Annotated in this window: 18 protein-coding genes; 9 read left to right on the plus strand and 9 right to left on the minus strand. The window is 69.9% G+C overall.

All coding sequences use genetic code 11. The features are described from left to right. Window positions 1-4: 4 nt before the first annotated feature. Entirely contained in the window at window positions 5-262 is a 258-nt protein-coding gene (gene rpmA / locus QRN27_RS01030; protein WP_056006626.1) for a 50S ribosomal protein L27, read from the minus strand. Between the two features lie 20 nt (window positions 263-282). Beyond that, window positions 283-591, minus strand: coding sequence for a 50S ribosomal protein L21 (rplU, locus tag QRN27_RS01035; protein ID WP_082455812.1), 309 nt, complete (start codon window positions 589-591; stop codon window positions 283-285). Between the two features lie 330 nt (window positions 592-921). On the opposite strand from rplU, the gene QRN27_RS01040 reads away from it, so the two are divergent. Continuing rightward, window positions 922-1212: a DUF4031 domain-containing protein gene (locus tag QRN27_RS01040; RefSeq protein ID WP_285040394.1), complete on the plus strand. Its 291-nt coding sequence runs from the start codon at window positions 922-924 to the stop codon at window positions 1210-1212. Between the two features lie 10 nt (window positions 1213-1222). Here QRN27_RS01040 and QRN27_RS01045 read toward each other — a convergent pair whose 3' ends face one another. Continuing rightward, window positions 1223-3616: an Rne/Rng family ribonuclease gene (locus tag QRN27_RS01045; RefSeq protein ID WP_285040395.1), complete on the minus strand. Its 2394-nt coding sequence runs from the start codon at window positions 3614-3616 to the stop codon at window positions 1223-1225. 320 nt (window positions 3617-3936) lie between these two features. Here QRN27_RS01045 and QRN27_RS01050 point away from each other — a divergent pair, with 320 nt between their 5' ends. After that, the gene (locus QRN27_RS01050) at window positions 3937-4536 is read left to right on the plus strand and encodes a vitamin K epoxide reductase family protein (RefSeq protein WP_285040396.1); all 600 of its coding nucleotides are present in this window, start codon (window positions 3937-3939) and stop codon (window positions 4534-4536) included. 75 nt (window positions 4537-4611) lie between these two features. Here the strand turns inward: QRN27_RS01050 and ndk are convergent, their stop codons facing one another. The 5 genes from ndk to QRN27_RS01075 form a co-directional block, all read right to left on the minus strand. Then, on the minus strand, window positions 4612-5028 hold the full coding sequence (gene ndk, locus QRN27_RS01055) for a nucleoside-diphosphate kinase (protein WP_056006638.1): 417 nt from the start codon (window positions 5026-5028) through the stop codon (window positions 4612-4614). Window positions 5029-5030: 2 nt separating this feature from the next. Beyond that, window positions 5031-5405, minus strand: a complete 375-nt coding sequence (locus QRN27_RS01060; RefSeq protein ID WP_056006641.1) for a DUF4233 domain-containing protein — start codon at window positions 5403-5405, stop codon at window positions 5031-5033. Beyond that, a complete protein-coding gene (locus QRN27_RS01065) occupies window positions 5402-6781 on the minus strand; it encodes a bifunctional folylpolyglutamate synthase/dihydrofolate synthase (protein ID WP_285040397.1) in 1380 nt (459 codons plus the stop codon). Before QRN27_RS01065 ends, QRN27_RS01060 begins: the two co-directional genes overlap by 4 nt. After that, window positions 6774-10139, minus strand: coding sequence for an isoleucine--tRNA ligase (gene ileS, locus QRN27_RS01070; RefSeq protein ID WP_285040398.1), 3366 nt, complete (start codon window positions 10137-10139; stop codon window positions 6774-6776). Before ileS ends, QRN27_RS01065 begins: the two co-directional genes overlap by 8 nt. Window positions 10140-10379: 240 nt before the next feature. Then, window positions 10380-11024 (minus strand): TetR/AcrR family transcriptional regulator, encoded by a 645-nt coding sequence (locus QRN27_RS01075; RefSeq protein ID WP_285040399.1) that lies wholly within the window; start codon window positions 11022-11024, stop codon window positions 10380-10382. Between the two features lie 155 nt (window positions 11025-11179). Between QRN27_RS01075 and QRN27_RS01080 the strand changes: the two genes are divergently transcribed. The 4 genes from QRN27_RS01080 to QRN27_RS01095 are packed head-to-tail and all read left to right on the plus strand — an operon-like array spanning window position 11180 to window position 16378. Further along, window positions 11180-12856 carry an ABC transporter substrate-binding protein gene (locus tag QRN27_RS01080; protein WP_502929455.1) on the plus strand — a complete coding sequence of 559 codons (1677 nt, stop codon included), beginning with the start codon at window positions 11180-11182 and terminating at the stop codon, window positions 12854-12856. Further along, window positions 12853-13830, plus strand: coding sequence for an ABC transporter permease (locus tag QRN27_RS01085; protein ID WP_502929456.1), 978 nt, complete (start codon window positions 12853-12855; stop codon window positions 13828-13830). Before QRN27_RS01080 ends, QRN27_RS01085 begins: the two co-directional genes overlap by 4 nt. After that, window positions 13827-14705, plus strand: a complete 879-nt coding sequence (locus QRN27_RS01090; protein WP_285040400.1) for an ABC transporter permease — start codon at window positions 13827-13829, stop codon at window positions 14703-14705. Before QRN27_RS01085 ends, QRN27_RS01090 begins: the two co-directional genes overlap by 4 nt. After that, window positions 14702-16378, plus strand: a complete 1677-nt coding sequence (locus QRN27_RS01095) for a dipeptide ABC transporter ATP-binding protein (RefSeq protein WP_285040401.1) — start codon at window positions 14702-14704, stop codon at window positions 16376-16378. Before QRN27_RS01090 ends, QRN27_RS01095 begins: the two co-directional genes overlap by 4 nt. Here the strand turns inward: QRN27_RS01095 and QRN27_RS01100 are convergent. Beyond that, window positions 16358-18550: an acyltransferase family protein gene (locus tag QRN27_RS01100; RefSeq protein WP_285040402.1), complete on the minus strand. Its 2193-nt coding sequence runs from the start codon at window positions 18548-18550 to the stop codon at window positions 16358-16360. The genes QRN27_RS01095 and QRN27_RS01100 overlap by 21 nt on opposite strands. 130 nt (window positions 18551-18680) lie before the next feature. On the opposite strand from QRN27_RS01100, the gene valS reads away from it, so the two are divergent. Genes valS through QRN27_RS01115 form a run of 3 tightly spaced genes read left to right on the plus strand, consistent with a single transcriptional unit; the run spans window position 18681 to window position 21966 of the window. After that, a complete protein-coding gene (valS, locus tag QRN27_RS01105; protein WP_285040403.1) occupies window positions 18681-21278 on the plus strand; it encodes a valine--tRNA ligase in 2598 nt (865 codons plus the stop codon). After that, window positions 21275-21721 (plus strand): GNAT family N-acetyltransferase, encoded by a 447-nt coding sequence (locus QRN27_RS01110; RefSeq protein ID WP_285040404.1) that lies wholly within the window; start codon window positions 21275-21277, stop codon window positions 21719-21721. The genes valS and QRN27_RS01110 overlap by 4 nt, the downstream gene beginning before the upstream one ends. After that, entirely contained in the window at window positions 21721-21966 is a 246-nt protein-coding gene (locus QRN27_RS01115; RefSeq protein WP_285040733.1) for a hypothetical protein, read from the plus strand. The genes QRN27_RS01110 and QRN27_RS01115 overlap by 1 nt, the downstream gene beginning before the upstream one ends. The last annotated feature ends 19 nt before the right edge of the window (window positions 21967-21985 follow it).

A 21985-nucleotide genomic window follows, 5' to 3' on the forward strand; every position in this document is an offset into this window, starting at 1 on the left:
GTTGCTACTCTGCAGCAGCGACGATGTTGACGACCTTGCGGCCGCCCTTGTTGCCGAACTGGACGGAGCCAGCTTCGAGAGCGAACAGCGTGTCGTCGCCGCCACGGCCGACGTTGGCGCCGGGGTGGAAGTGCGTGCCGCGCTGACGGACGAGGATCTCGCCCGCGAGGACGACCTGGCCGCCGAAGCGCTTCACACCGAGACGCTGTGCGTTGGAGTCACGACCGTTGCGAGTGGAACTCGCACCCTTCTTGTGTGCCATCTCTTCTTCTCCTCGATGCCTTACTTGATGCCGGTGATCTTGACGCGCGTGAGCTCCTGACGGTGCCCCTGACGCTTCTTGTACCCGGTCTTGTTCTTGAACTTCTGGATGATGATCTTCGGACCGCGGAGGTTCTCGAGCACCTCGGCCGTCACCGTGATCTTCGCGAGCGACTTCGCGTCGGAGATGATGTTCTCACCGTCGACGTGGAGCACCGCGGGAAGCTCGATGTTGCCATCCTTGTCGGCCTTGACCCGGTCCATCGTGACGATGGTTCCGATCTCGACCTTCTCCTGCCGTCCTCCGGCGCGCACAACTGCGTAAACCACTACGTACCCGTTCTTTGGGGAGCGAAACGCTCCGACTGACTGTTGCTGGAAGTTACTGCTCGGAAAGGCTCGAACACGTGGGACACCTTGATGGCAGAAAACCGTGGGTGGCAATGAAAACTCAATGCACACCAACGGTCGAGTTTACTTCATCGTGCAGTCCAGGTCAAACCAGCGGGACAGACGATCGAGATCGAGGCTGTTCCTCACGGCTCCCACACCGGATGCACTCGATCAGTGTACCCCGAGGCCTCCTGAACGAAGGCCGGGTGCCCGGCGCGTCCGGACCCGACGGGAATCCGCCGGCGGCGACGGTGGTTGGATGGGGGCATGACCGTGCTCATCGACCCACCGCTCTGGCCGGCACACGGCACCCTGTGGTCGCACGTCGTGAGCGACAGCTCCCTCGAGGAGCTGCACGCGTTCGCCGAGCGCACCGGCCTGCCGCCGCGCTCGTTCGATCTCGACCACTACGACGTGCCCGCCGAACGGCATGAGACCCTCGTCGCCGCCGGGGCGGTGGCCGTCACCGGTGGCGAACTCGTCCGCCGGTTGATCGCCAGCGGCCTGCGCATCACCGCACGCGAACGGCGCGCCTCCACCGGAGACGCGCCGTCCTGATCGATCGGGACTACTCGGCCTGACGCTGCGACGCGTCCGATCCGACAGCCTGCCCACCGGCGAGCGAAGCCGTCGACACGCGTCGGCTCCGGCCTCGACCCTGACCGGGCTGCTTCGGCTCGGGAAGCGCGTCGAGGACGGACTCCAGCAGGTGCTCCGGATCGACCACGGCAGTACGCCGCGGCTTGTCGGCAACCGGGGCGATCGGCAGGTCGAGCAACGCCAGCGTGGGCGCCGCGGAGTCCGTCGTGGTGTCGGCGGAACGGTCCTCGGTGGCGCCACGACGGGCATCGTCGCCGCCTCGACGGCGCGGCTCCCGCTTCTCGCGGCGGCTGCGGCGACCCTCGTGCTGCTGCCCGGCGGACGCGGCCGACCGGTCATCCTGCTGAGGCGTCGACTCCTCGGTGGTCCGGTCCTCGGCGCTTGCCGCCTCTGCGACGACCGCGTCGGCGACCGCCTCGGCCGCGGCGAGTTCCTCGTGGTGCAGCGTGCGAGCGGCGATGAGCGCGAGCGCGTTCTTCGCGTCGTCCGTGATCCCGTGCGTCTGGCCGGCCGGCTTCTGCTGCGCGTTCTGGCCACCCGACGGCTGGCCGCCCTGCGCTCCGCCCTTGCCGCGACGACGCTGCTGCTCCGGCTGCGGGGTCTGGCGGTGGCGGACGACGGGGTCGTGGTGCACGACGACGCCACGCCCGGCGCAGACCTCACACGGTTCGCTGAACGTCTCGAGGAGCCCGAGACCGAGCTTCTTGCGCGTCATCTGGACGAGTCCGAGCGAGGTCACCTCGGCGACCTGGTGCTTGGTCCGGTCGCGGCTGAGGCACTCGACGAGACGTCGGAGGACCAGGTCGCGGTTCGTCTCGAGGACCATGTCGATGAAGTCGACGACGATGATGCCGCCGATGTCGCGGAGTCGCAGCTGACGCACGACCTCCTCGGCGGCCTCGAGGTTGTTCTTCGTGACCGTCTCCTCCAGGTTGCCGCCTGAACCGACGAACTTGCCCGTGTTGACGTCGACGACCGTCATCGCCTCGGTACGGTCGATGACGAGCGAACCGCCGGACGGGAGCCAGACCTTGCGGTCGAGCGCCTTCTCGATCTGCTCCGCGATGCGATAGTCGACGAAGGCGTCACCGGTGCCGTCGTAGGCCTCGACGCGCTCGAGCAGGTCGGGCGCGACGCCGCGGAGGTAGCTCTGGATGTCCTGGAGGGCGTCCGAGCCCTGGATGACGAGCTTCTGGAAGTCCTCGTTGAAGACGTCGCGGATGATCTTGATGAGGAGGTCGGGCTCGCTGTGCAGCAGTGCCGGCGACTGGACGGTCTCGATCTGACGCGAGATCTCCGCCCACTGCGACTTCAACCGCGTGACGTCGAGGGTGAGCTGCTCCTCGGTGGCGCCCTCGGCGGCCGTGCGCACGATGACGCCGACGTTCTCCGGCAGGACCTCCTTGAGGATCTTCTTCAGGCGTGCGCGCTCCGTGTCGGGCAACTTGCGTGAGATGCCGTTCATCGAGCCGTTCGGCACGTAGACGAGGTAGCGACCGGGCAGCGAGACCTGGCTGGTCAGGCGGGCGCCCTTGTGGCCCACGGGGTCCTTCGTGACCTGCACGAGGACGGTGTCGCCGCCCTTCAACGCGAGCTCGATCCGGCGGGGCTGGTTGCCCGTCTCGACGGAGTCCCAGTCGACCTCACCGGAGTACAGCACGGCGTTGCGGCCACGGCCGATGTCGACGAAGGCCGCCTCCATGCTCGGGAGCACGTTCTGGACGCGACCGAGGTAGACGTTGCCGATGAGCGAGGCCTCCTGGCTCCTGGCGACGTAGTGCTCGACGAGGACGCCGTCCTCGAGGACACCGATCTGCGTCTTGCCGTTCTTGGAACGGACGACCATGACGCGGTCGACGGACTCGCGGCGCGCGAGGAACTCGGCTTCGGTGACGACCGGGCGGCGACGGCCCGCGTCGCGCCCGTCGCGACGACGCTGCTTCTTGGCCTCGAGCCGGGTGGAGCCGCGCACCTTCTGCGGCTCGGTGATGAGCTCCGGCTCGCGAGGCGTGCGGACCTTGACGACGTTGCGGCTCTCGGAGCGCGAATCGCCGCGCTCGGCCTGCTCCGGTCCGTCCTCACCGGCACGACGACGGGTGCGTCGCCTGGACGAGCTGAGTTCGGCTTCGAGCGGCTCGTCGTCGCGGTGCACGATCGGCGGGAGGTCCGGTGCCTGGAACAGCAGCATGGTCGTCGGCGGACGCACCGGTGCGACGGGGGCCGATTCCTCCTGCACCGTCGGCTGCTGGGACGATTCGGTCTCGGTGGACCCGTCGGCGGCGTCAGGTGTCGTGAGCTGCTGGTCGGTCGGTTCGTGCTCGGTCTCCGGCGTGGCCGGGTCCTCGGTGTGCTCTTTCACCATTCCTGGTGTACTCCCCTATGCCGGGTCGGTGGCCGCGCCACCATCCGGTTCTTCATCTCGTGCGAGCGTCTGCGGGTGCAGCCGTTCGCAAATCCTGTGTGATCGCTGGCTCTCGGAGCTCTCACGATCGTGCCGGCACGTGCCGGCGGGTCCTGGGCTCTCATTGCCCAACAAGCCTGTTGTGTCGTGCGGTCGAGCGCGGCTCGGGCACAACCCCTCGATTATCGCACGAACGGGGCCGGCACTCTTGAGCGCCACCTGCCCGGGCATGTCCTGGACCGTCCGAGCCGGCGCGCAGCTCCGCGTGCGACAATCGGAGCGTGTCAGTTCCGGTCATCGACGCGCGCCCCAAGGGCCTCGCGATCTTCCTCATCCTCGCAGGCGCCATCGGGTGGATCGCGGCGTTCGCGCTCACGCTCGACAAGTTCCAGCTCCTGCAGGATCCCGACGCACAACTGGGCTGCAACCTGAGCATCCTGGTGCAGTGCGGCGTCAACCTGAACTCCTGGCAGGGCGCGATCCTCGGGTTCCCGAACCCGCTCATCGGCCTCTCCGCCTGGATCGCGCCGATCGCCGTCGGGATCGCGATCCTGGCCGGCGCCCGCTTCGCGCGATGGTTCTGGATCGCCTTCAACATCGGACTCCTCGGCGCCCTCGGGTTCGTCATCTGGCTGATCTCCCAGAGCATCTTCGTCCTCGGCACGCTCTGCCCGTGGTGCATGGTCACCTGGTCGGTGACGATCCCCTCGTTCATCGCCGTGACGGCGTTCACGCTCAAGAACGGGATCATCCCGGCCTCGCCCGCCGTCCGCCGCGTCGCCGGCGTCGTCTCCTCCTGGATCGTCGTCGTGACCCTCGGTTGCTACCTCGTCGTCGCGATCATCGCGCAACTGCGGCTCGACGTCCTCTCCTACCTCTGACACCTGCCCCGCAGATCGACGAAGCCCGCCCCCGGAGACCGAGGGCGGGCTTCGTCGTCAGATGACGGACGGGCGTCAGGCGAACCAGAGCGCGAGCTCGCGCGAGGCGGACTCGACGCTGTCCGAGCCGTGCACGAGGTTCTGCTGCACCTTGAGTCCCCAGTCACGACCGAAGTCGCCACGGATGGTGCCGGGGGCCGCCGTCGTCGGGTCGGTCGTGCCGGCGAGCGAACGGAACCCCTCGATGACCCGGTTGCCGGCAACGCGGATCGCGACGACCGGGCCGCTCAGCATGAACTCGACGAGCGGCTCGTAGAACGGCTTGCCCTCGTGCTCGGCGTAGTGCGCGGCGAGGAGCTCGCGGTCGGGTTCGACCATGCGGAGGTCCACGAGGGAGTAGCCCTTCGCCTCGATCCGGCGGAGGATCTCGCCGGTCAGGTTGCGTGCGACGCCGTCGGGCTTCACGAGTACCAGGGTTTCTTCAACAGCCACGGTCAATCCTTCGCTTCTCGGTAGAACGCCTGCTGACGCTCGATCTTGTCGCCTTGGACCATCGCATAGGTCCAGACGGCTGCGGCCATGCCACCGACGAGGAACATCATCGGCACGAGCAGACCGGTAGCCACGATAGCGGCTTGCACCGCCCAGCCCAGCCAATACCCCCAGCGGAATCGCAGGAGCGGGATCGTCGCGACGATGATCAGGCAGAGCACGGCGCCACCGATCAGCGCGACCGGCGCCGGCAGGGCCTTCAACCCGAAGATGACGAGCGAACCGAGGAACATGACGACCATCTCGAATCCGAGGATGATCGACCCGAGCGTCTGCTTGATGCTCCGCGGACCACGCCGAGCCGACATCCCGCTCATGCCTTCACCTTCCATTCGCGATCGTCGGCGACCTCGATCGCCTCACCGACCAGGGTGATGGAACCGGTGATCACGACGAGGCGACGAGGCGCCTCCTCCGCCCAGCGACGGGCGTCCTCGGCGGCCTCGTCGAGGGTGTCGGCGAACGTCGAGGCCGGCAGCTCGAGCGAGGCTGCGAGCCGCGAGAGCTCCTCGGCGGGGATCGCGCGCTCCGACTCGGACTGGGTGAAGAAGAACCCGGACGCCGCAGGCGCCAGGGTCGTCAGAATGCCAGCGGCGTCCTTGTCCTGCAGGATCCCGACGACGAAGGCGATCTCGTCGACGTCGAAGTACGTCCCGAGCGCTGCGACGAGCGACGCAGCACCGTGTGGGTTGTGCGCAGCGTCGACGAGCACGGTGGGATCCGTGCCGACGAGCTGCAGGCGCCCCGGTGAAGCGACCTCCGTGAGCCCTTCGGCGAGGACGTCTTCGGCGATGGCCTGCGTCGCACCGCCGAGGAACGCTTCGACGGCGGCGATCGCGAGCGTGGCGTTCCGTCCCTGGTGGTCGCCGTACAGCGGGAGGTAGAGCTCCGGGTACGTCCCCGCGCGGCCTCGGACGGTGATGAGCTGTCCGCCGACTGCGACCGCGTCCTGCTCCAGGGCGAACTCGTCGCCCTCGAACACGATGGGGTCGGATGCGGCGGCGGCCGCCTCCGTGAGCGCGCGTCTCGCGTCCGGGTGCTGCGCGGCCGACACGACCTGAGCGCCGGGCTTGATGATCCCGGCCTTGGTGCGTGCGATCTCGGCGATCGTCTTCCCGAGACGCTGCACATGGTCGAGGTCGATGGGCGTGAAGACGGCGACCTCGGCATCGGCGGCGTTCGTCGAGTCCCAGGCACCGCCCATCCCCACCTCGACGACGGCGACATCGACGGGGGCGTCGCCGAAGCAGGCGAATCCCAGGACGGTGAGCGCCTCGAAGAAGGTCAGCGCGGGCTCACCGGCCGCCGTGAGCTCGGCGTCGACCATCGCCAGATACGGCTTGATGTCGTCCCAGTTCCTGGCGACGGCCTCGTCCGAGATCCGCTCGCCGTCGACCCCGATGCGCTCGGTGAACCGGACGAGGTGTGGGCTCGTGAAGAGACCCGTCCTGAGCCCGTGGGCGCGGAGGATGCTCTCGATCATGCGTGCCGTGCTCGTCTTCCCGTTCGTGCCCGCGATCTGGATGATCGCGAACGACGACTCGGGGTTGCCGAGCAGCTCGAGCGCACGCTTGGTGGCACCGATTCGGGGCTGCGGCTGGGCCTCTCCAAGACGCTCGAGCAGCTCGCGGTACACGGCGTCCGCCGCGTCGGCCGCCGAACGGTCGTCAGGCTCGTTCAGCTCATCAGACATCTGCGGTCTCCTCTGCGCGCTCGACGGTGACGGTGAAGGCGCCGGTGTTGCCGAACTTCGCCGCCGGGAAGGTCTGCGAGAACCCGGACGGCTCCGACGGTGCGTCAGAGCCCGTCCAGCGCAGCGAGGACGCGAGCGTGTCGCCGGCGAGGTCGACCACGTCGAGGACGCTCCGTACCGCGCGCTCGTCGGCTTCCTCGTCGAACCGGAGTCCGAGGGCGATGCGGTCGCTCACCTGGAGATCCGCGGCCTTCCGGGTGTCCTGGACGGCGCGGATGACGTCGCGGGCGAGACCTTCGGCCTCGAGTTCCGGCGTCAGCGTCGTCTCGAGCAGGGCGAACCCACCCGAGGGCAGCAACGCGAGCGCCACACCACCGGCGGCATCCGAGGAGGCCTCCATGACGAGCTCGTACTCGCCCTCGACGAGTTCGATGCCACCGGCCGTGACCGTCCCGTCGACCTCGGACCAGTCTCCGCTCCTGGCACCCTTGATCGCCTGCTGCACCGTCTTCCCGAGTCGAGGCCCGGCTGCGCGGGCGTTGACCGAGAGCCGGGAGGTGACCCCGTACTCGGCACCGCTCGTGTCGGTCAGTTCGGCGAACACGACGGCCTTGAGGTTGAGCTCCTCGCGGAGGATCGCCTCGAAGGGCGCCAACGACGCCGGATCGGGCGTCACGACGGTGAGCGACGCGAGGGGCAGTCTGACCCGGAGACCGGCCTGCTTCCGCAGCGCGAGGGTCACGCCGGAGATCTCGCGGACCCGGTCCATCGCCGCGACCAGGGCGGCGTCCTCGGGGAAGGCCTGTGGTTCCGGCCAGTCCGTGAGGTGGACGCTGCGCTCCCCCGTCAGCCCGGTCCAGATCTGCTCGGAGATGAGGGGAAGCAGCGGCGCGGCGACCCGGGTGAAGGTCTCGAGGACCGTGTACATGGTGTCGAAGGCGTCGCGGTCGAGCTCACCGCCGTCGCTCGCCCAGAACCGGTCGCGCGAACGACGCACGTACCAGTTGGTGAGGACGTCGGCGAAGTCCCGCAGCGAGGCGGCGGCGAGCGTCGCGTCGAACGCCTCGAGGTGGTCGGTGACGGTCACGACGAGTTCGCGCGTCTTGGCGAGGATGTAGCGGTCCAGCACGTCGCTCGAATCCGTCCGCCAGACGGCGTCGTATCCACCGGGCACCGCCGTGTTGGCGTACAGCGAGAAGAAGTACCAGCTGTTCCACAGCGGCAGCATCACCTGACGGACACCCTCGCGGATGCCCTCCTCGGTCACGACCAGGTTGCCGCCGCGGAGGACCGAGCTCGACATGAGGAACCAACGCATCGCATCGGAACCGTCGCGGTCGAACACCTCGTTGACGTCCGGGTAGTTGCGCAGCGACTTCGACATCTTCTGGCCGTCGCTGCCGAGGACGATGCCGTGGCTCACGACGCTCGTGAACGCCGGCCGGTCGAAGAGCGCGGTGGAGAGGACGTGGAGGAGGTAGAACCAGCCACGCGTCTGCCCGATGTACTCGACGATGAAATCGGCAGGGCTGTGCGAATCGAACCACTCACGGTTCTCGAACGGGTAGTGCACCTGCGCGAACGGCATCGACCCGGAGTCGAACCAGACGTCGAGGACGTCCGTGATGCGACGCATGGTCGAGCGACCGGTCGGATCGTCGGGGTTCGGCCGGGTGAGTTCGTCGATGTACGGGCGGTGCAGATCCGTGGGACGCACACCGAAGTCGGCCTCGAGCTCGTCGAGCGAGCCGTACACGTCGATGCGCGGGTACGCCGGGTCGTCGCTCTTCCACACGGGGATGGGTGATCCCCAGTACCGGTTGCGGCTGATGGACCAGTCGCGGGCCCCGGCGAGCCACTTGCCGAACTGCCCGTCCTTCACGTTCTCCGGCACCCAGGTGATCTCCTGGTTGAGCTCCTCCATGCGGTCGCGGAACTCCGGCACGCGCACGAACCAGCTCGAGACCGCCTTGTAGATGAGGGGCTGCTTGCAGCGCCAGCAGTGCGGGTACGAGTGCTCGTAGCTCGCCTGACGGAGGAGGCGTCCCTGCGCCTTCAGCAGCTGCGTGAGCGGCTTGTTCGCGTCGAAGACCTGCAGGCCCACGACGTCGGACACCTCGGGGAGGAACTTGCCACCGTCGTCGACGGACACGATCACCGGGATACCCGCGGCCTCGCAGACCTTCTGGTCCTCCTCACCGTAGGCGGGAGCCTGGTGGACGATGCCCGTGCCGTCCTCGGTCGACACGTAGTCGGCGACGAGGATGCGCCAGGCGTGCTCCATGCCCCACTCGGCATCGGCGTAGTAGTCCCACAGGCGGTCGTAGGAGACGTCCTCGAGGTCGCGGCCGACGACCGTGCGCGAGACGGCGGCATGTGCATCGGCCGCCGAGTCGTACCCGAGGTCCTTGGCGTAGTTGCCGAGCAGCGCTGACGCGATCAGGTACTCCCCCGCGAGCACCTCCGTGTCGGCGTGGGCAGCGCCCTCCTCGCGGAGCACGGTCGCGTCCGGGGTGCCGTTCGGGCCGGCCGGGACGACCGAGTACTCGATGTCGGGACCCACGGCGAGCGCGGCGTTCGTGGGCAGGGTCCAGGGGGTCGTCGTCCAGGCGAGTGCACGCACCGCGGTGAGTCCGAGGCTCTCGGCCTTGGGGCCGACGAGCGGGAAGGTGACGGTGACGGTCTGGTCCTGGCGGGACCGGTAGACGTCGTCGTCCATGCGCAGTTCGTGGTTGGAGAGCGGGGTCTGGTCGCGCCAGCAGTAGGGCAGCACGCGGTAGCCCTCGTAGGCGAGGCCCTTGTCGTGCAACTGCTTGAACGCCCAGATGACCGATTCCATGTAGGTCACGTCGAGCGTCTTGTAGTCGTGCTCGAAGTCGACCCAGCGCGCCTGGCGCGTCACGTAGTCCTGCCACTCCTCGGTGTACCGGAGCACGGAGTCGCGGGCGACCTGGTTGAAGGCGGCGAGACCCATCTCGTCGATCTGGCGCTTGTCGGTGATGCCGAGCTGGCGCTCCGCCTCGAGCTCGGCCGGGAGCCCGTGGGTGTCCCAGCCGAAGCGGCGGTGCACCTGCTTGCCGCGCATCGTCTGGAACCGCGGGAAGAGGTCCTTGGCATAGCCGGTGAGGAGGTGGCCGTAGTGCGGGAGGCCGTTGGCGAAGGGAGGTCCGTCGTAGAACACCCACTCGGGTGCTCCTTCACGCTGGTCGATCGACGCCTGGAAGGTCCCGTCGGCGGCCCACCGTGCGAGCACGCCTTCTTCGATGGCGGGGAAGCTGGGCGACGGTGTCACGCCGAAGGCCGCACCGTTCGAGGCGGACTCGGAAGCGTTCGGTTCCTGGGACTTCGGGTAGCTCATCGTTCTCCTGGCAGGTCTCGTGGGTCCTGCGAGGACGCCGGCTCGCCGACGCGGTACCACCCCGCTTGCCGTCCACGCGTGACGGCCGCTCTGCACCGGCTGTGACGGGCCTGCCCCGCTCGGCTCTACTGGGCGGCCGACTGGCGGTCGCTGTTCTTCCGAGGACTCCCCGGTGATGGCCGGATCGATGTCGTTGCTCCCATGGTACAGCCTGGAGAACCGGTTCGCGGAGGTGAGCGCTTAGGTGGGGACGGGGCCACCGGCCCGAGCCAGCGTACGGCCGAACCCGTCGATGACCGGTGCGATCGCGCTTCGGAGGTAGGCACCGAGTTCGCCGCGGTTCACGCCCGCGCCGGCCCAGGCGCCGGCTCCCGCGACGACGGCCCCGGCGGTCGCGGCCGCTGCGGCGCGGATCGTCAGCTCGTCGACCCCGGGAGCCAACCGAGCGAGGTACACCCGCAGCACGGCTTGCAGCCTGAGCAGCCGCTCGAGCCCGGACGCTTGCAGCTCCCAAGCGGTGTCCATGAGGTCGATCTGCGTCAGGGCCCACGGCACGGCCCCGTTCGAACGCTCCTCGGCGATGCCGAGCAGCGCGTCCTGCAGCGAGGGCATCGCCTCGTCGGCCGTGGACGCGGGGCCCCCTGCGGCGAGCGCCCGCTCGAGTCCTGCGAGCGCCGCGTCGACGTCCACCCAGAGGACGTCGCTCTTGGAGCCGAAGTAGTTGAAGAAGGTGTTGCGGCTGACGCCGGCGCGGCTGGCGATCTGGTCGACGGTCGTGCCCGGGTAGCCCTGCTCGAGGAAGAGTTCCGCCGCGGCCTCCTCGAGGATGCGCCGCGACGATCGACGGGGGCGCCCGACGGCGTTCCGTGCCGGTGGTCGTGTCATGTGCGCTCCTTCCGCCGCCTGCGAGCCTAGCCGTCGTCCGAGGGGCGGGCGGGCTCACCGGAGCCCGTATGCTGGTTCCGAGACTGCGTCCAATAATTCGTCCGACGTGGTCGCCGGGCCGACAGCACCCGGTCGTCACGCTTCCTGGAGTCCCCGTGCCTGCATCCCTCTCCCCCGTCACTCCCCGTCGGGCCCCGTCGGGCCGCCGGACGGCGCGTGTCGTCGCGGCGTTCGTCCCCCTCGCGGTCCTGCTCGCGGCGTGCGCTCCCGGCGCACCGTCCGCGTCCAGCACTCCGAAAGCCGGCGGCACGCTGGTCTACGCCAGTGGGGATGCGGAGCCGACCTGCCTCGACCCGCACGTCGGTGGCAACTATCCGCAGGCCCTGCTCAGCGCGCAGGTCCTCGAGCCGCTCGTCTCGCGCGACGCGAAGGGTGCGATCATCCCGTGGCTCGCCGAGTCGTGGACCACCTCGCAGGACGGCCTGACGTGGGAGTTCACCCTCCGCCCGGACGTGACGTTCACCGACGGGACGGCGTTCGATGCCGCAGCGGTCAAGACGAACATCGAACACCTGCAGGATCCGGCGACGAAGTCGTCGACGGGATACCTCGCGGTCGGCAAGGTCGCCTCGGTCGAGGCGGTCGACGCCACGACGGCCCGCTTCACCCTCTCCGCTCCCGACAGTGCTCTGCTCGAGTCCCTGTCGCAGCCGTGGACGGCCATGGAGTCGCCGACAGGGATCGCCCGTGGTGAAGCCGCGAACTGCGATGCGCCGGTCGGCACCGGTCCCTTCGTCGTCGACGAGTGGGTCAAGCAGGACCATGTGTCGCTCGTGCGCAACGAGGACTACGACTCCGCTCCCGGGGACGCCGCTCACGACGGGCCCGCATACCTCGACGGCATCACCTGGCGGTTCATCCCCGACTCCGCGTCCCGGTTCGCCGCGCTGCAGAGCGGTGACGTCGACATCATCGACAATGCGCAGCCCGACACGATCGCGCAGGCGAAGGATTCGAAGACGATCGTCGACCTGGACGCACCCCGTCCGGGCGCTTCGAACCGCATCGAGTTGAACTCCGGTCAGGCGCCGTTCGACGACCAGCGCGTCCGTGAGGCCTTCGTGCGGTCGACGGATGTGAACGCCGGGATCGAGTCCCTGTTCTTCGGGACGGCGAAGCGGTCCTACTCCCCGCTCTCGAGTGCCGAGACGACCTCCTACGGCGACGAGAGCCTGTTCGGATACGACGTGGACGCCGCGAACAAGCTGCTCGACGAGGCCGGTTGGACCGAGAAGGACGCCGACGGGGTCCGGACGAAGGACGGGGTCCGCCTCACCGTGCGGTTCCCGGTCAGCACCAACCAGTCGATCCCGGCCGAGCAGTCGTTGTTCGAGCAGATCCAGGCGGGCGCCGGCGACGTCGGGTTCGACGTACAGCTCGAACTGCTCGACCTCGCGAGCTGGTACGAGGCGCTCGGGAGCAACGCGTACGAGGCCGTCAGCGCGCCGTACACGAAGGTGGGCCCGGATGTGCTCCGCGTCCTCTACGACTCGTCAGGCATCGTGCCGGCGCCGAGCGGCTACTTCGCGAACCACGCCCAGCTCGTCGACCCGGCGCTCGACGACATCCTCAAGCAGGCCAGCGACACGCTTGACCCCGAGGAGCGCGCCTTCCTCTACGAGCAGGCGCAGCAGATCATCCTCGACGGCTACTACATCCTCCCGCTCTACGACCAGCAGAACCACTTCCTGCTGAGCACCTCCCTGCAGGGCGTCCGCGCCCTGCCGACGGTGTCGACGCCGGTCTTCGGGGACGCCTGGCTCGTGGAGTGACGGGCATCGGCCGCGAGGGACGCGACCTCCGCCCCCTGGCCGCGCGGATCGGGGCGCGTGTGGCCGGCGCGGTGTTCGTGCTCTGGGCGGTCGCGACGGTCACCTTCTTCGCGGTCCGACTGATCCCGGGCGACCCGGCGCAGGCCTATCTCGGCGGCCCGGGCTCACAAGCGTCCGCGGAAGCGCTCGAACGGGTTCGCGAACAGTACGGCTTGAACCAACCGCTCCTCGTCCAGTACCTCGCGCAACTGGTCCGACTGGTCCAGGGGGATCTCGGCGAGTCGGCGTCCCTCCGGACCCCGGTCGCCCAGGTGCTGGCCGAGCAGCTCGGCGGCACCCTGGTGCTCGCCTCGGCGTCGCTCGCCGTCGCCTGGCTCCTGGCTCTCGGGCTGGCGGTCTGGTCGACCCGTGGCGGACGGGTCTCCGCAGCGCTCGGATCGGCCGTCGAACTCGTGGCGGCGTCACTCCCCCAGTTCTGGCTCGCGACCGTCCTCATCACGCTGTTCAGCACCTGGCTCGGGTGGGTTCCCCCGGTGAGCACGGGTGATGCGGTCGGACTCGTGCTCCCGGTGCTGACCCTGGCGATACCCGTCGCCGGATTCCTGGCCCAGGTGATGCGCGAACCACTCCTGGACGCGGGTTCAGCGCCGTTCGCCGTCTCTGCGGCCGCGCGCGGCGAGACGACGACCGGTCTGCTCCTCCGGCACGGCCTGCGTCACGCCGCCGTGCCCGCCGTCAACCTCTCGGGGTGGGCGTTCGGGTACCTCATCAGCGGCGCGGTCGTCGTCGAGACCATCTTCGCCCGGCCCGGTCTCGGACGGACGCTGCTCCAGGCGGTGACGGCCCGCGACGTCCCGGTGGTGACCGGCGTCGTGTTGAGCTCGGCGGTCGCCTACGTCGTCATCATGTTCCTCGCCGACCTCGCGTCGGAGCTGCTCGACCCCCGCGACCGGATGCGGCAGGCCGGATCATGAGCGGGCTCGCGATCACGCCGGCGTCGGGAAGCCCGGACGCGAGGATCCGGCGCGGACGACGCCGTCCGTCCGGCTTCGGCACACCGGAGATCGTCGCGGCAGCGGTGGTGCTGTTCCTCCTCGGTTGCGCCCTCGCCCCGCAACTCTTCGCGACGCAGTCGCCGACGGCCGTCGACCCGCGGAGCGCGTTCTCGGCGCCCTCTCTCGTGCACTGGTTCGGGACCGACGAGTCCGGCCGCGACGTCTGGAGCCGGGTCGTCCACGGTGCAGGCACTTCGCTCCTCATCGGCGTGGCCGCGACCGGCATCGGGCTCGTCCTCGGCGCCGGACTGGCCACCGTCGCCGCGGTCGGCGGACGGATCGCCGATTTCACCGTCGGACGGGTGCTCGAGGTGCTCTTCGCGTTCCCCGGCCTCCTGCTGGCCCTCCTCGTCATCGTCATCGCGGGTCCTGGCCCGGTCACGGCCACGATCGCCGTCGGGCTCTCCACGGCCCCGGGATACGCCCGCCTCATCCGAGGCCAGCTCATCCAGGTCCGCTCCTCCGACTACGTCGAAGCCGCCCGCGTCCTCGGACACCGGCCCGCGCGGATCCTCATCAGACACATCCTCCCGAACGCGATCGCCCCGCTCTTCGTCCTGGCGACCCTCGGTATCGGCCAGGCGGTCGTCTGGGCGTCCGCGCTCAGCTATCTCGGTCTCGGCGCGCAACCGCCCGCCCCGGAGTGGGGTGCCATGCTCGCCGGAGCCCGCACCTACCTGTCGACGGCCTGGTGGCTCACGGCCTTCCCCGGCCTCATGATCGTCGCGACCGCTCTGTCGACGACGGTCCTCGGGCGCGGACTGCAGCGCAGGACACGGGGAGACGGCCGATGAACGCGACGACACCACTCCTGCGCGTGGACTCCCTCTCGGTCGCGTTCGGCACGACAGAGCCCGTCGTCTCGGGGGTCTCCTTCGACGTCGAGCGTGGCCGCTGCGTGGCCATCGTCGGCGAATCGGGTTCGGGCAAGAGCGTGACCGCCCGCACCCTCCTCGGGCTCGCCGGTGCGTCCGCACGGGTGGACGCGGCCCGGCTCGACTTCGACGGCGCCGACCTCAGGGGGCTCGGCGAGCCGGCTTGGAGACGCCTGCGCGGCCGCCGCATCGGCCTGGTCCTGCAGGACGCGCTCGTCTCACTCGACCCGCTCCGTCCGATCGGCCGGGAGATCGACGACGCCCTCCGGCTCGGGACCGGGCTCTCCCGGGGGGAACGCGCCGAGCGCGTCCTCGAGGTGTTGGAGGCCGTCGGCATGCCCGAGCCGTCCTCCCGCGTCGGTCAGCGTTCCGGTGAGCTGTCGGGCGGGCTCCGGCAGCGCGCCCTCATCGCTTCGGCGATCGCCCTGGACCCCGACCTCCTCATCGCAGACGAACCGACCACCGCGCTCGACGTCACCGTCCAAGCGCGGATCATCGGACTCCTCGACCGCATCAAGCAGCGCGGCGCTGGGCTCCTCCTCATCAGCCACGACCTGGCCGTCGTGTCGTCGATCGCGGACCACATCGTCGTGATGCGCGGCGGCGCCGTCGTCGAGCAGGGTCCGGCCGCTGAGGTGCTCACGACCCCGAAGCACCCGTACACCCAGGCCTTGATCGACGCCGTGCCCACCGATCGACCTCGCGGCACCCGACTGAGCAAGGGCCGCGCCACCACCCCCGACGCGATGGCCGGACGGACCCCTCGGACCCGGATCGAGCCCTCGGCCGTGCCCGCGATCGAGGTCCGCGGGGTGACCCGTGCCTTCGACCGTTCCGGAGGAGCGTCTCCGATCCGCGCGGTCGACGACGTCTCGCTCCGCCTGGAACCGGGGACGACCCTCGGCGTGGTGGGCGAGTCGGGCTCGGGCAAGACCACGCTCGCTCGACTCGCGCTCGGTCTCACCACACCGCAGTCCGGGACCGTCCTGTTCGAGGGCGGACCGTGGTCGGAAGCGCCGGAACGCGTTCGGCGGTCCCGACGCCACCGGCTCGGCTGGGTCTCGCAGGACCCCTTGAGCTCCTTCGATCCACGATGGCGTGTCGGCGCCATCCTCGCCGACGCCGCTCGTGGTCGCGGCACCGCCGACCCGGACACCGCGAAGCCCACCGTGGCCGAACTCCTCACCGACGTCGGGCTCGATCCGGCCCTGGAGCGGGCACGCCCGCGGACGCTCTCCGGAGGGCAACGCCAGCGTGTGGCGATCGCGCGGGCGCTCGCCGGCAGACCCTCGACCCTCATCCTCGATGAACCGGTGTCGGCGCTCGACGTGACCGTCCAGGCCAGGATCCTCGACCTCCTCGACGAGCTCCAGGAGCGTCATGGGCTGAGCTACCTCCTCATCTCGCACGACCTCGGTGTCATCCGGCACATGAGCGACCGGGTGGCCGTCATGCAGCACGGGCGCGTCGTGGAGTACGGCGACACCGAGCAGGTCTTCACCGCTCCGCGCCACCCGTACACCGCTCGACTCGCCGCCGACGCGCCGCGCCTCACACGACCGCCGACCGGATCAGGGGCCGACGCCGTCTGACGTCGGCGGCGGGAACCGATCCAGCATCGCTTGCACCGCCGGGGCGAGGGTCATGGCGTACACCCAGCTCAGATGGTGCGGATCCCGGTACGCCAGCACGCCACCGACCACCGGCGAACACCGCTCGGGCGCGCACAGGGCGTCGGTGAGATCGACGGGCGTGACCCGCGGATCGCGGCTCGCCACCGCCGCCTCGTACTGCGGGTCCTCGACGAAGGCGTCGCCCCGACTCCGGGCGCAGCCGTCCGCCGGCGCAGACGCGTCACGGACGCACGCCAGGACGTCCTCGGCCATGGTCGGGGTGTCATGCAGCACGAGGATCTGCTCGACCGTGCTCGGTACGCGTGCCCAACGCTCCGCGTAGGCGTCCTCGGCGACCTCGCGCCAGTCTCGATCCCCCTCGGCGACCACCGGGTTCCTCGCCCGGGAGGAGACGACGAGCGTGTCGATCCCGGGTTGGTCCTGCAGCAGGGCGAGCGCCTCGCGGTTCCAGCTCACGCAACCGACCCGCATCTCCGCGAGGACGGCCGCACTCGTCCCCGGTTCCGTGCGCTCGGCGTCGCTGAACGGGCACGAGCTCTTGGCCGCGACCAGCAGGCGCCACCCGTGCTCCTCGGCCGCCGTGGCGAACGCCGGCAACCACTGCTCGGCGTGGGAGTCCCCGAGAAGCACCACCGTCCTCGTCGCCCGATCCGCAGAGGCGCCGTAGGCACAGACCTCGAACGCCGACGCGCGGATGTCGGTGATGCAGCGCTCCGGCGGCACGTCGGCGAGGGAGAGATCAGGGATGACGCCCGTCGGCGCCTCGGTCGCAGGAGCGGCGCCCGCCGACGTCTCGCCGTCGGAGGGCCTGGCCGGGCCGGACGCGACGGCACCACGGGAACACGCCGGGGCGCCCAGGAGCACCGCGGCTCCGAGACACTCCGTCTGAGTCGTGACGAGCGCCTCGATGCGCTCCTGTTCGGCGGCGATGCGCGCCTGCGCGCCGGGCAGGATCCCGACCGAGGCGATCAGGACGACCGTCATCGCGACGGCGGTCGCGCCGAGCACGCGCCGAGGGGGCCAGTCGGCAGCTCGCCCGAAGCGGATCGGACGCTCCACGAAGCGCGTGGTCAGCTCGGCGAGGATGCCGGTGACGAGGAGCATGAGGAGTTGTTCGGGCACCGTGGCGGACCGGGCGAGGACGATCCCGCCGAACACGATGACGGGCCAGTGCCAGAGGTACACCGCGTAGGAGCGGTCCCCCAGCCACCGGACCGGCGCCCACCCGAGAAGCGACGTCGGTGACCACCGGACGGCTGGCGCTGACGCCCAGATCACGGCGATCGTCCCTCCCACCGGGAGCGCGGCCGTCAGCGCAGGGAACGGTGTCTCCCCCGAGTACGCCATCGCGGCCGTGCCGATGGCGACGAACCCGAGCCAGGCGACGGTCGTCCGAACCCCCGGTCGCACCGACTGCCGCCGGGCTCCCCCGGCCACCAGGATCGCCGTCAGCCCACCGGCGGCGAACTCCCAGGCCCTCGTCGTCGTCGCGAAGTAGGCGGGCGACGGGTCCTGCAGCGTGAAGAGGAGCGACCAGGCTCCGGAGGCGACGCAGACCGAGCCGAGAGCGACCGCCACACCCCGACGCCGCGTCGTGGCATCGGCGACAGCGTGTCGCGCCACCCGCGCCGCGATCCATCCGGCGAGCAGGACGAGGATCGGCCAGACGAGGTAGAACTGCTCCTCCACCGACAGCGACCAGAAGTGCTGCACGGGCGACGGTGCGTCGTCGGCGGCCAGGTAGTCGACCGCGGATCCCGCCAGCGCCCAGTTCTCGATGTACAGGGCCGACCAGGCGATCTCGCGCAGGAACCTGGGCAGGTCCCCGAGCGGGGCGAGGCACCAGCTCGCGACGACGGTCGCCGTGAGGACGGTGAGCGCCGCCGGGAGCAGCCGTCGCGCCCGCCTGGCCCAGAACCGTCCGAGACGCACCGTGCCGGACCGCTCGACCTCGGAGAGCAGGTGTGCCGTGATCAGGAACCCGGAGATCGCGAAGAAGACGTCGACACCGACGAACCCGCCGGGCACGAGCCCCGGCCACAGATGGAACAGGACGACGAGCGCCACCGCCACGGCGCGGAGGCCTTGGAGGTCGGCGCGGACGGTGCGAGGCGCGGCGCTGGTCGACACGGTCCGATGCTAGCGGCGGCGCGGATCCCGGGCGTCCGTCGATCCGGGCGGTGCCTGCGATAGCATGGGACGTTCCCACACACTCAGGCACGCAGACACGGTGCCGCACATATCAGCAGGAGATCCCCTCATGACCGCTGCCAGCATCCCGGACAAGCCGGCCCTCGAAGGTCTCGAGCAGAAGTGGGGCTCCTCCTGGGAGTCCGCGGGGACGTACCGGTTCCAGCGCGAAGGCGCGACCCGCGAGTGCATCTACTCCATCGACACCCCGCCGCCGACCGCCTCCGGGTCGCTGCACATCGGGCACGTGTTCAGCTACACCCACACCGACGTCGTCGCCCGCTACCAGCGGATGACGGGGAAGCGCGTCTTCTACCCGATGGGCTGGGACGACAACGGTCTCCCGACCGAGCGTCGTGTCCAGAACTATTACGGCGTCCGGTGCGACCCGACGCTCCCGTACGACGCGGACTTCACGCCGCCGTTCGAGGGCGGCGACAACAAGAGCACGAAGGCCGCCGATCAGATCCCGATCTCCCGCCGCAACTTCATCGAGCTCTGCGAGCGCCTCACCGTCGAGGACGAGCAGCAGTTCGAGGCCGTCTGGCGCGCGCTCGGACTCTCCGTGGACTGGACGCAGAGCTACCGGACGATCGGCGACGAGTCGATCACCGCCAGCCAGCTCGCGTTCCTCCGGAACCTCGAGCGGGGCGAGGCCTACCAGGCCATGGCGCCCACGCTCTGGGACATCACCTTCCGCACGGCCGTGGCCCAGGCCGAGCTCGAGGACAAGGAGCAGCCGGGCACCTACCGCCGTCTGTCCTTCCACCGCCCCGACGGTGGCACGATCGAGATCGAGACCACGCGTCCCGAACTCCTCCCCGCGTGCGTCGCCCTCGTGGCCCACCCCGACGACGAGCGGTTCAAGCCGCTGTTCGGCACCACCGTGACGACCCCCGTCTTCGGTGTCGAGGTCCCCGTGCTCGCGCACCACCTGGCCCAGCCCGACAAGGGCGCCGGCATCGCGATGGTCTGCACCTTCGGCGACATCACCGACATCGTCTGGTGGCGCGAACTCGACCTCCCGAACCGCGCGATCCTCGGCTTCGACGGTCGGATCATCTCGGAGGCACCCGAGGCGATCACGACCGAGGCAGGCCGCGACGCTTACACGCAGCTCGCAGGCAAGACGGTGTTCAGCGCCAAGCAGGCCGTCGTCGACCTCCTCGCCGCGTCCGGCGACCTCATCGGCGAGCCGAAGCAGATCACGCACCCCGTCAAGTTCTTCGAGAAGGGCGACAAGCCACTCGAGATCGTCTCGACCCGCCAGTGGTACATCCGCAACGGCGCGCGAGACGAACAGCTCCGCGGCCGACTGCTCGAACTGGGCGCCGAGCTGGAGTGGCACCCCGAGTTCATGCGGGTGCGCTACGAGAACTGGGTCGGCGGCCTGTCGGGCGACTGGCTGATCTCCCGCCAGCGGTTCTTCGGCGTCCCGATCCCGCTCTGGTACCCGCTCGACGGTGACGGCAATCCGGTCTACGACCAGCCGATCGCGCCGGACCACGCGTCCCTGCCGGTCGACCCGTCGAGCGACGCGGCTCCCGGCTACGACGAGTCCCAGCGCGGCGTCCCCGGCGGCTTCATGGGCGAGGTGGACGTCATGGACACCTGGGCGACGTCGAGCCTCACCCCGCAGCTCGCCGGCGGCTGGGAGCGCGACCCCGAACTCTGGGATCTGGTGTTCCCGTACTCCCTGCGCCCGCAGGGCCAGGACATCATCCGCACGTGGCTGTTCTCCACCATGCTCCGCAGCGTCCTCGAATACGACCGGAAGCCGTGGGAGCACGCGTCCGTGTCCGGCTTCATCGTCGACCCCGACCGCAAGAAGATGTCGAAGTCGAAGGGCAACGTCGTCACCCCGGCGGCGATGCTCGAACAGCACGGTTCGGACGCCGTCCGGTACTGGGCGGCCTCGAGCCGTCTCGGCACCGATGCGGCCTTCGACCCGCAGAACCCGACGCAGATCAAGATCGGCCGACGCCTCGCCATCAAGGTGCTCAACGCCTCGAAGTTCATCCTCGGCTTCACCGGACGTGAGGACGCCCCGGTGACGGAAGCCGTCGACCTGGCCATGCTCAACGTCCTCCGCAAGGCCGTCGCGGACGCGAGCACCGCGCTCGCCGGGTACGACCACGCACGGGCCCTTGAGCTCACGGAGGCGTTCTTCTGGACCTTCTGCGACGACTACCTGGAGCTCGTGAAGGAGCGCGCGTACGGCGAGGAGAGCCCCGAGCAGGCGTCCGCGGTGGCGGCGTTGCGGATCGCGCTGTCGACGCTGCTCCGCCTCTTCGCCCCGTTCATCCCGTTCGCCGCGGAGGAAGCCTGGTCGTGGTCGCACGACGGTTCGGTCCACGTCGCCGCCTGGCCGTCGGACGACGAGTTCGCCGGCCTCGCCACGGGCGAACCCCAGGTGCTCGCGCTCGCGAGCGAGGCCCTCACCGGCATCCGCCGCGCGAAGACCGACGCGAAGGCGTCTCAGAAGACGCCTGTCGACTCCGCCGTCATCGCCGGACCGGCGGCCTCGGTCGAGCTGCTCGCCCAGGTGGCGGACGACCTCCGTGCCGTCGGACGCATCGCCGTCCTCGAGTTCCGCACCGCGGACACCCTGTCGGTATCGGACATCGTCTTCACGCCGGCCGCCGAGAGCATGGAGGCCGGAGCATGAGCGTCGTCATCCGCCCCGTCGTCGAGAGCGACCTGTTCGCCTGGCACGCGCTGTACTCGGGGTACGGCGAGTTCTACGGCAACCCGCTCACCGATGAGAAGGCCGTCCTCGTGTGGGGCTGGCTGAGCGACCCGAACCACGGGTTGACGGCGCTCGTCGCGGAGGACACGCAGGGGGCTCTCGTCGGGCTCGCGCACTACCGGGTGTTCCCACGAGCCCTCGCCGGCGGCACCGGCCTGTACCTCGACGACCTCTTCGTCGCCGAGGAGGCACGCGCGGCCGGCGTCGGGACCGCGCTCATCGAGCACGTCCGCGAGATCGCGAAGGCCGACGGCCACAGCGTCGTCCGCTGGATCACCGCCGCCGACAACGAACGCGCGCAAGCCGTCTACGACAAGCTCGCCACCCGGACGAGCTGGGTCACCTACGAACTGGAGCCGTGATGCAGCTCGGAACGCGATGGGCGGTCGGAGCGGCCGCGCCCGAGGCGGTGCCGCCGGCCGTCCGTGTCGCCATCGCCAGCGAGGAGCAGATCCTCCGCGACCAGCAGGTGGACACCACCGCCTGGCGATGGACCCTCACCTGGCTCGAACGCCGACCGGTGGTCGAGCTCGACGACGGCACCACCATCCGTCAGCACGCCGACGGCTCCATCGGCCTGACCCGCCCAGACCCGGACGACGACTGAGCCGTCGCCCGGGCATGCT

Origin of the sequence: Plantibacter sp. LMC-P-059a (genome assembly GCF_030209505.1) — a bacterium.
Classification (GTDB): domain Bacteria; phylum Actinomycetota; class Actinomycetes; order Actinomycetales; family Microbacteriaceae; genus Plantibacter.

What these genes read in the sequence shown, in the direction of transcription:
- rpmA (WP_056006626.1), bottom strand. Translation starts at nt 262, where the DNA reads ATGGCACACAAGAAGGGTGCGAGTTCCACTCGCAACGGTCGTGACTCC.
- QRN27_RS01040 (WP_285040394.1), top strand. Translation starts at nt 922, where the DNA reads ATGACCGTGCTCATCGACCCACCGCTCTGGCCGGCACACGGCACCCTG.
- QRN27_RS01045 (WP_285040395.1), bottom strand. Translation starts at nt 3,616, where the DNA reads ATGGTGAAAGAGCACACCGAGGACCCGGCCACGCCGGAGACCGAGCAC.
- QRN27_RS01060 (WP_056006641.1), bottom strand. Translation starts at nt 5,405, where the DNA reads ATGAGCGGGATGTCGGCTCGGCGTGGTCCGCGGAGCATCAAGCAGACG.
- QRN27_RS01065 (WP_285040397.1), bottom strand. Translation starts at nt 6,781, where the DNA reads ATGTCTGATGAGCTGAACGAGCCTGACGACCGTTCGGCGGCCGACGCG.
- ileS (WP_285040398.1), bottom strand. Translation starts at nt 10,139, where the DNA reads ATGAGCTACCCGAAGTCCCAGGAACCGAACGCTTCCGAGTCCGCCTCG.
- QRN27_RS01075 (WP_285040399.1), bottom strand. Translation starts at nt 11,024, where the DNA reads ATGACACGACCACCGGCACGGAACGCCGTCGGGCGCCCCCGTCGATCG.
- QRN27_RS01090 (WP_285040400.1), top strand. Translation starts at nt 13,827, where the DNA reads ATGAGCGGGCTCGCGATCACGCCGGCGTCGGGAAGCCCGGACGCGAGG.
- QRN27_RS01095 (WP_285040401.1), top strand. Translation starts at nt 14,702, where the DNA reads ATGAACGCGACGACACCACTCCTGCGCGTGGACTCCCTCTCGGTCGCG.
- valS (WP_285040403.1), top strand. Translation starts at nt 18,681, where the DNA reads ATGACCGCTGCCAGCATCCCGGACAAGCCGGCCCTCGAAGGTCTCGAG.
- QRN27_RS01110 (WP_285040404.1), top strand. Translation starts at nt 21,275, where the DNA reads ATGAGCGTCGTCATCCGCCCCGTCGTCGAGAGCGACCTGTTCGCCTGG.
- QRN27_RS01115 (WP_285040733.1), top strand. Translation starts at nt 21,721, where the DNA reads ATGCAGCTCGGAACGCGATGGGCGGTCGGAGCGGCCGCGCCCGAGGCG.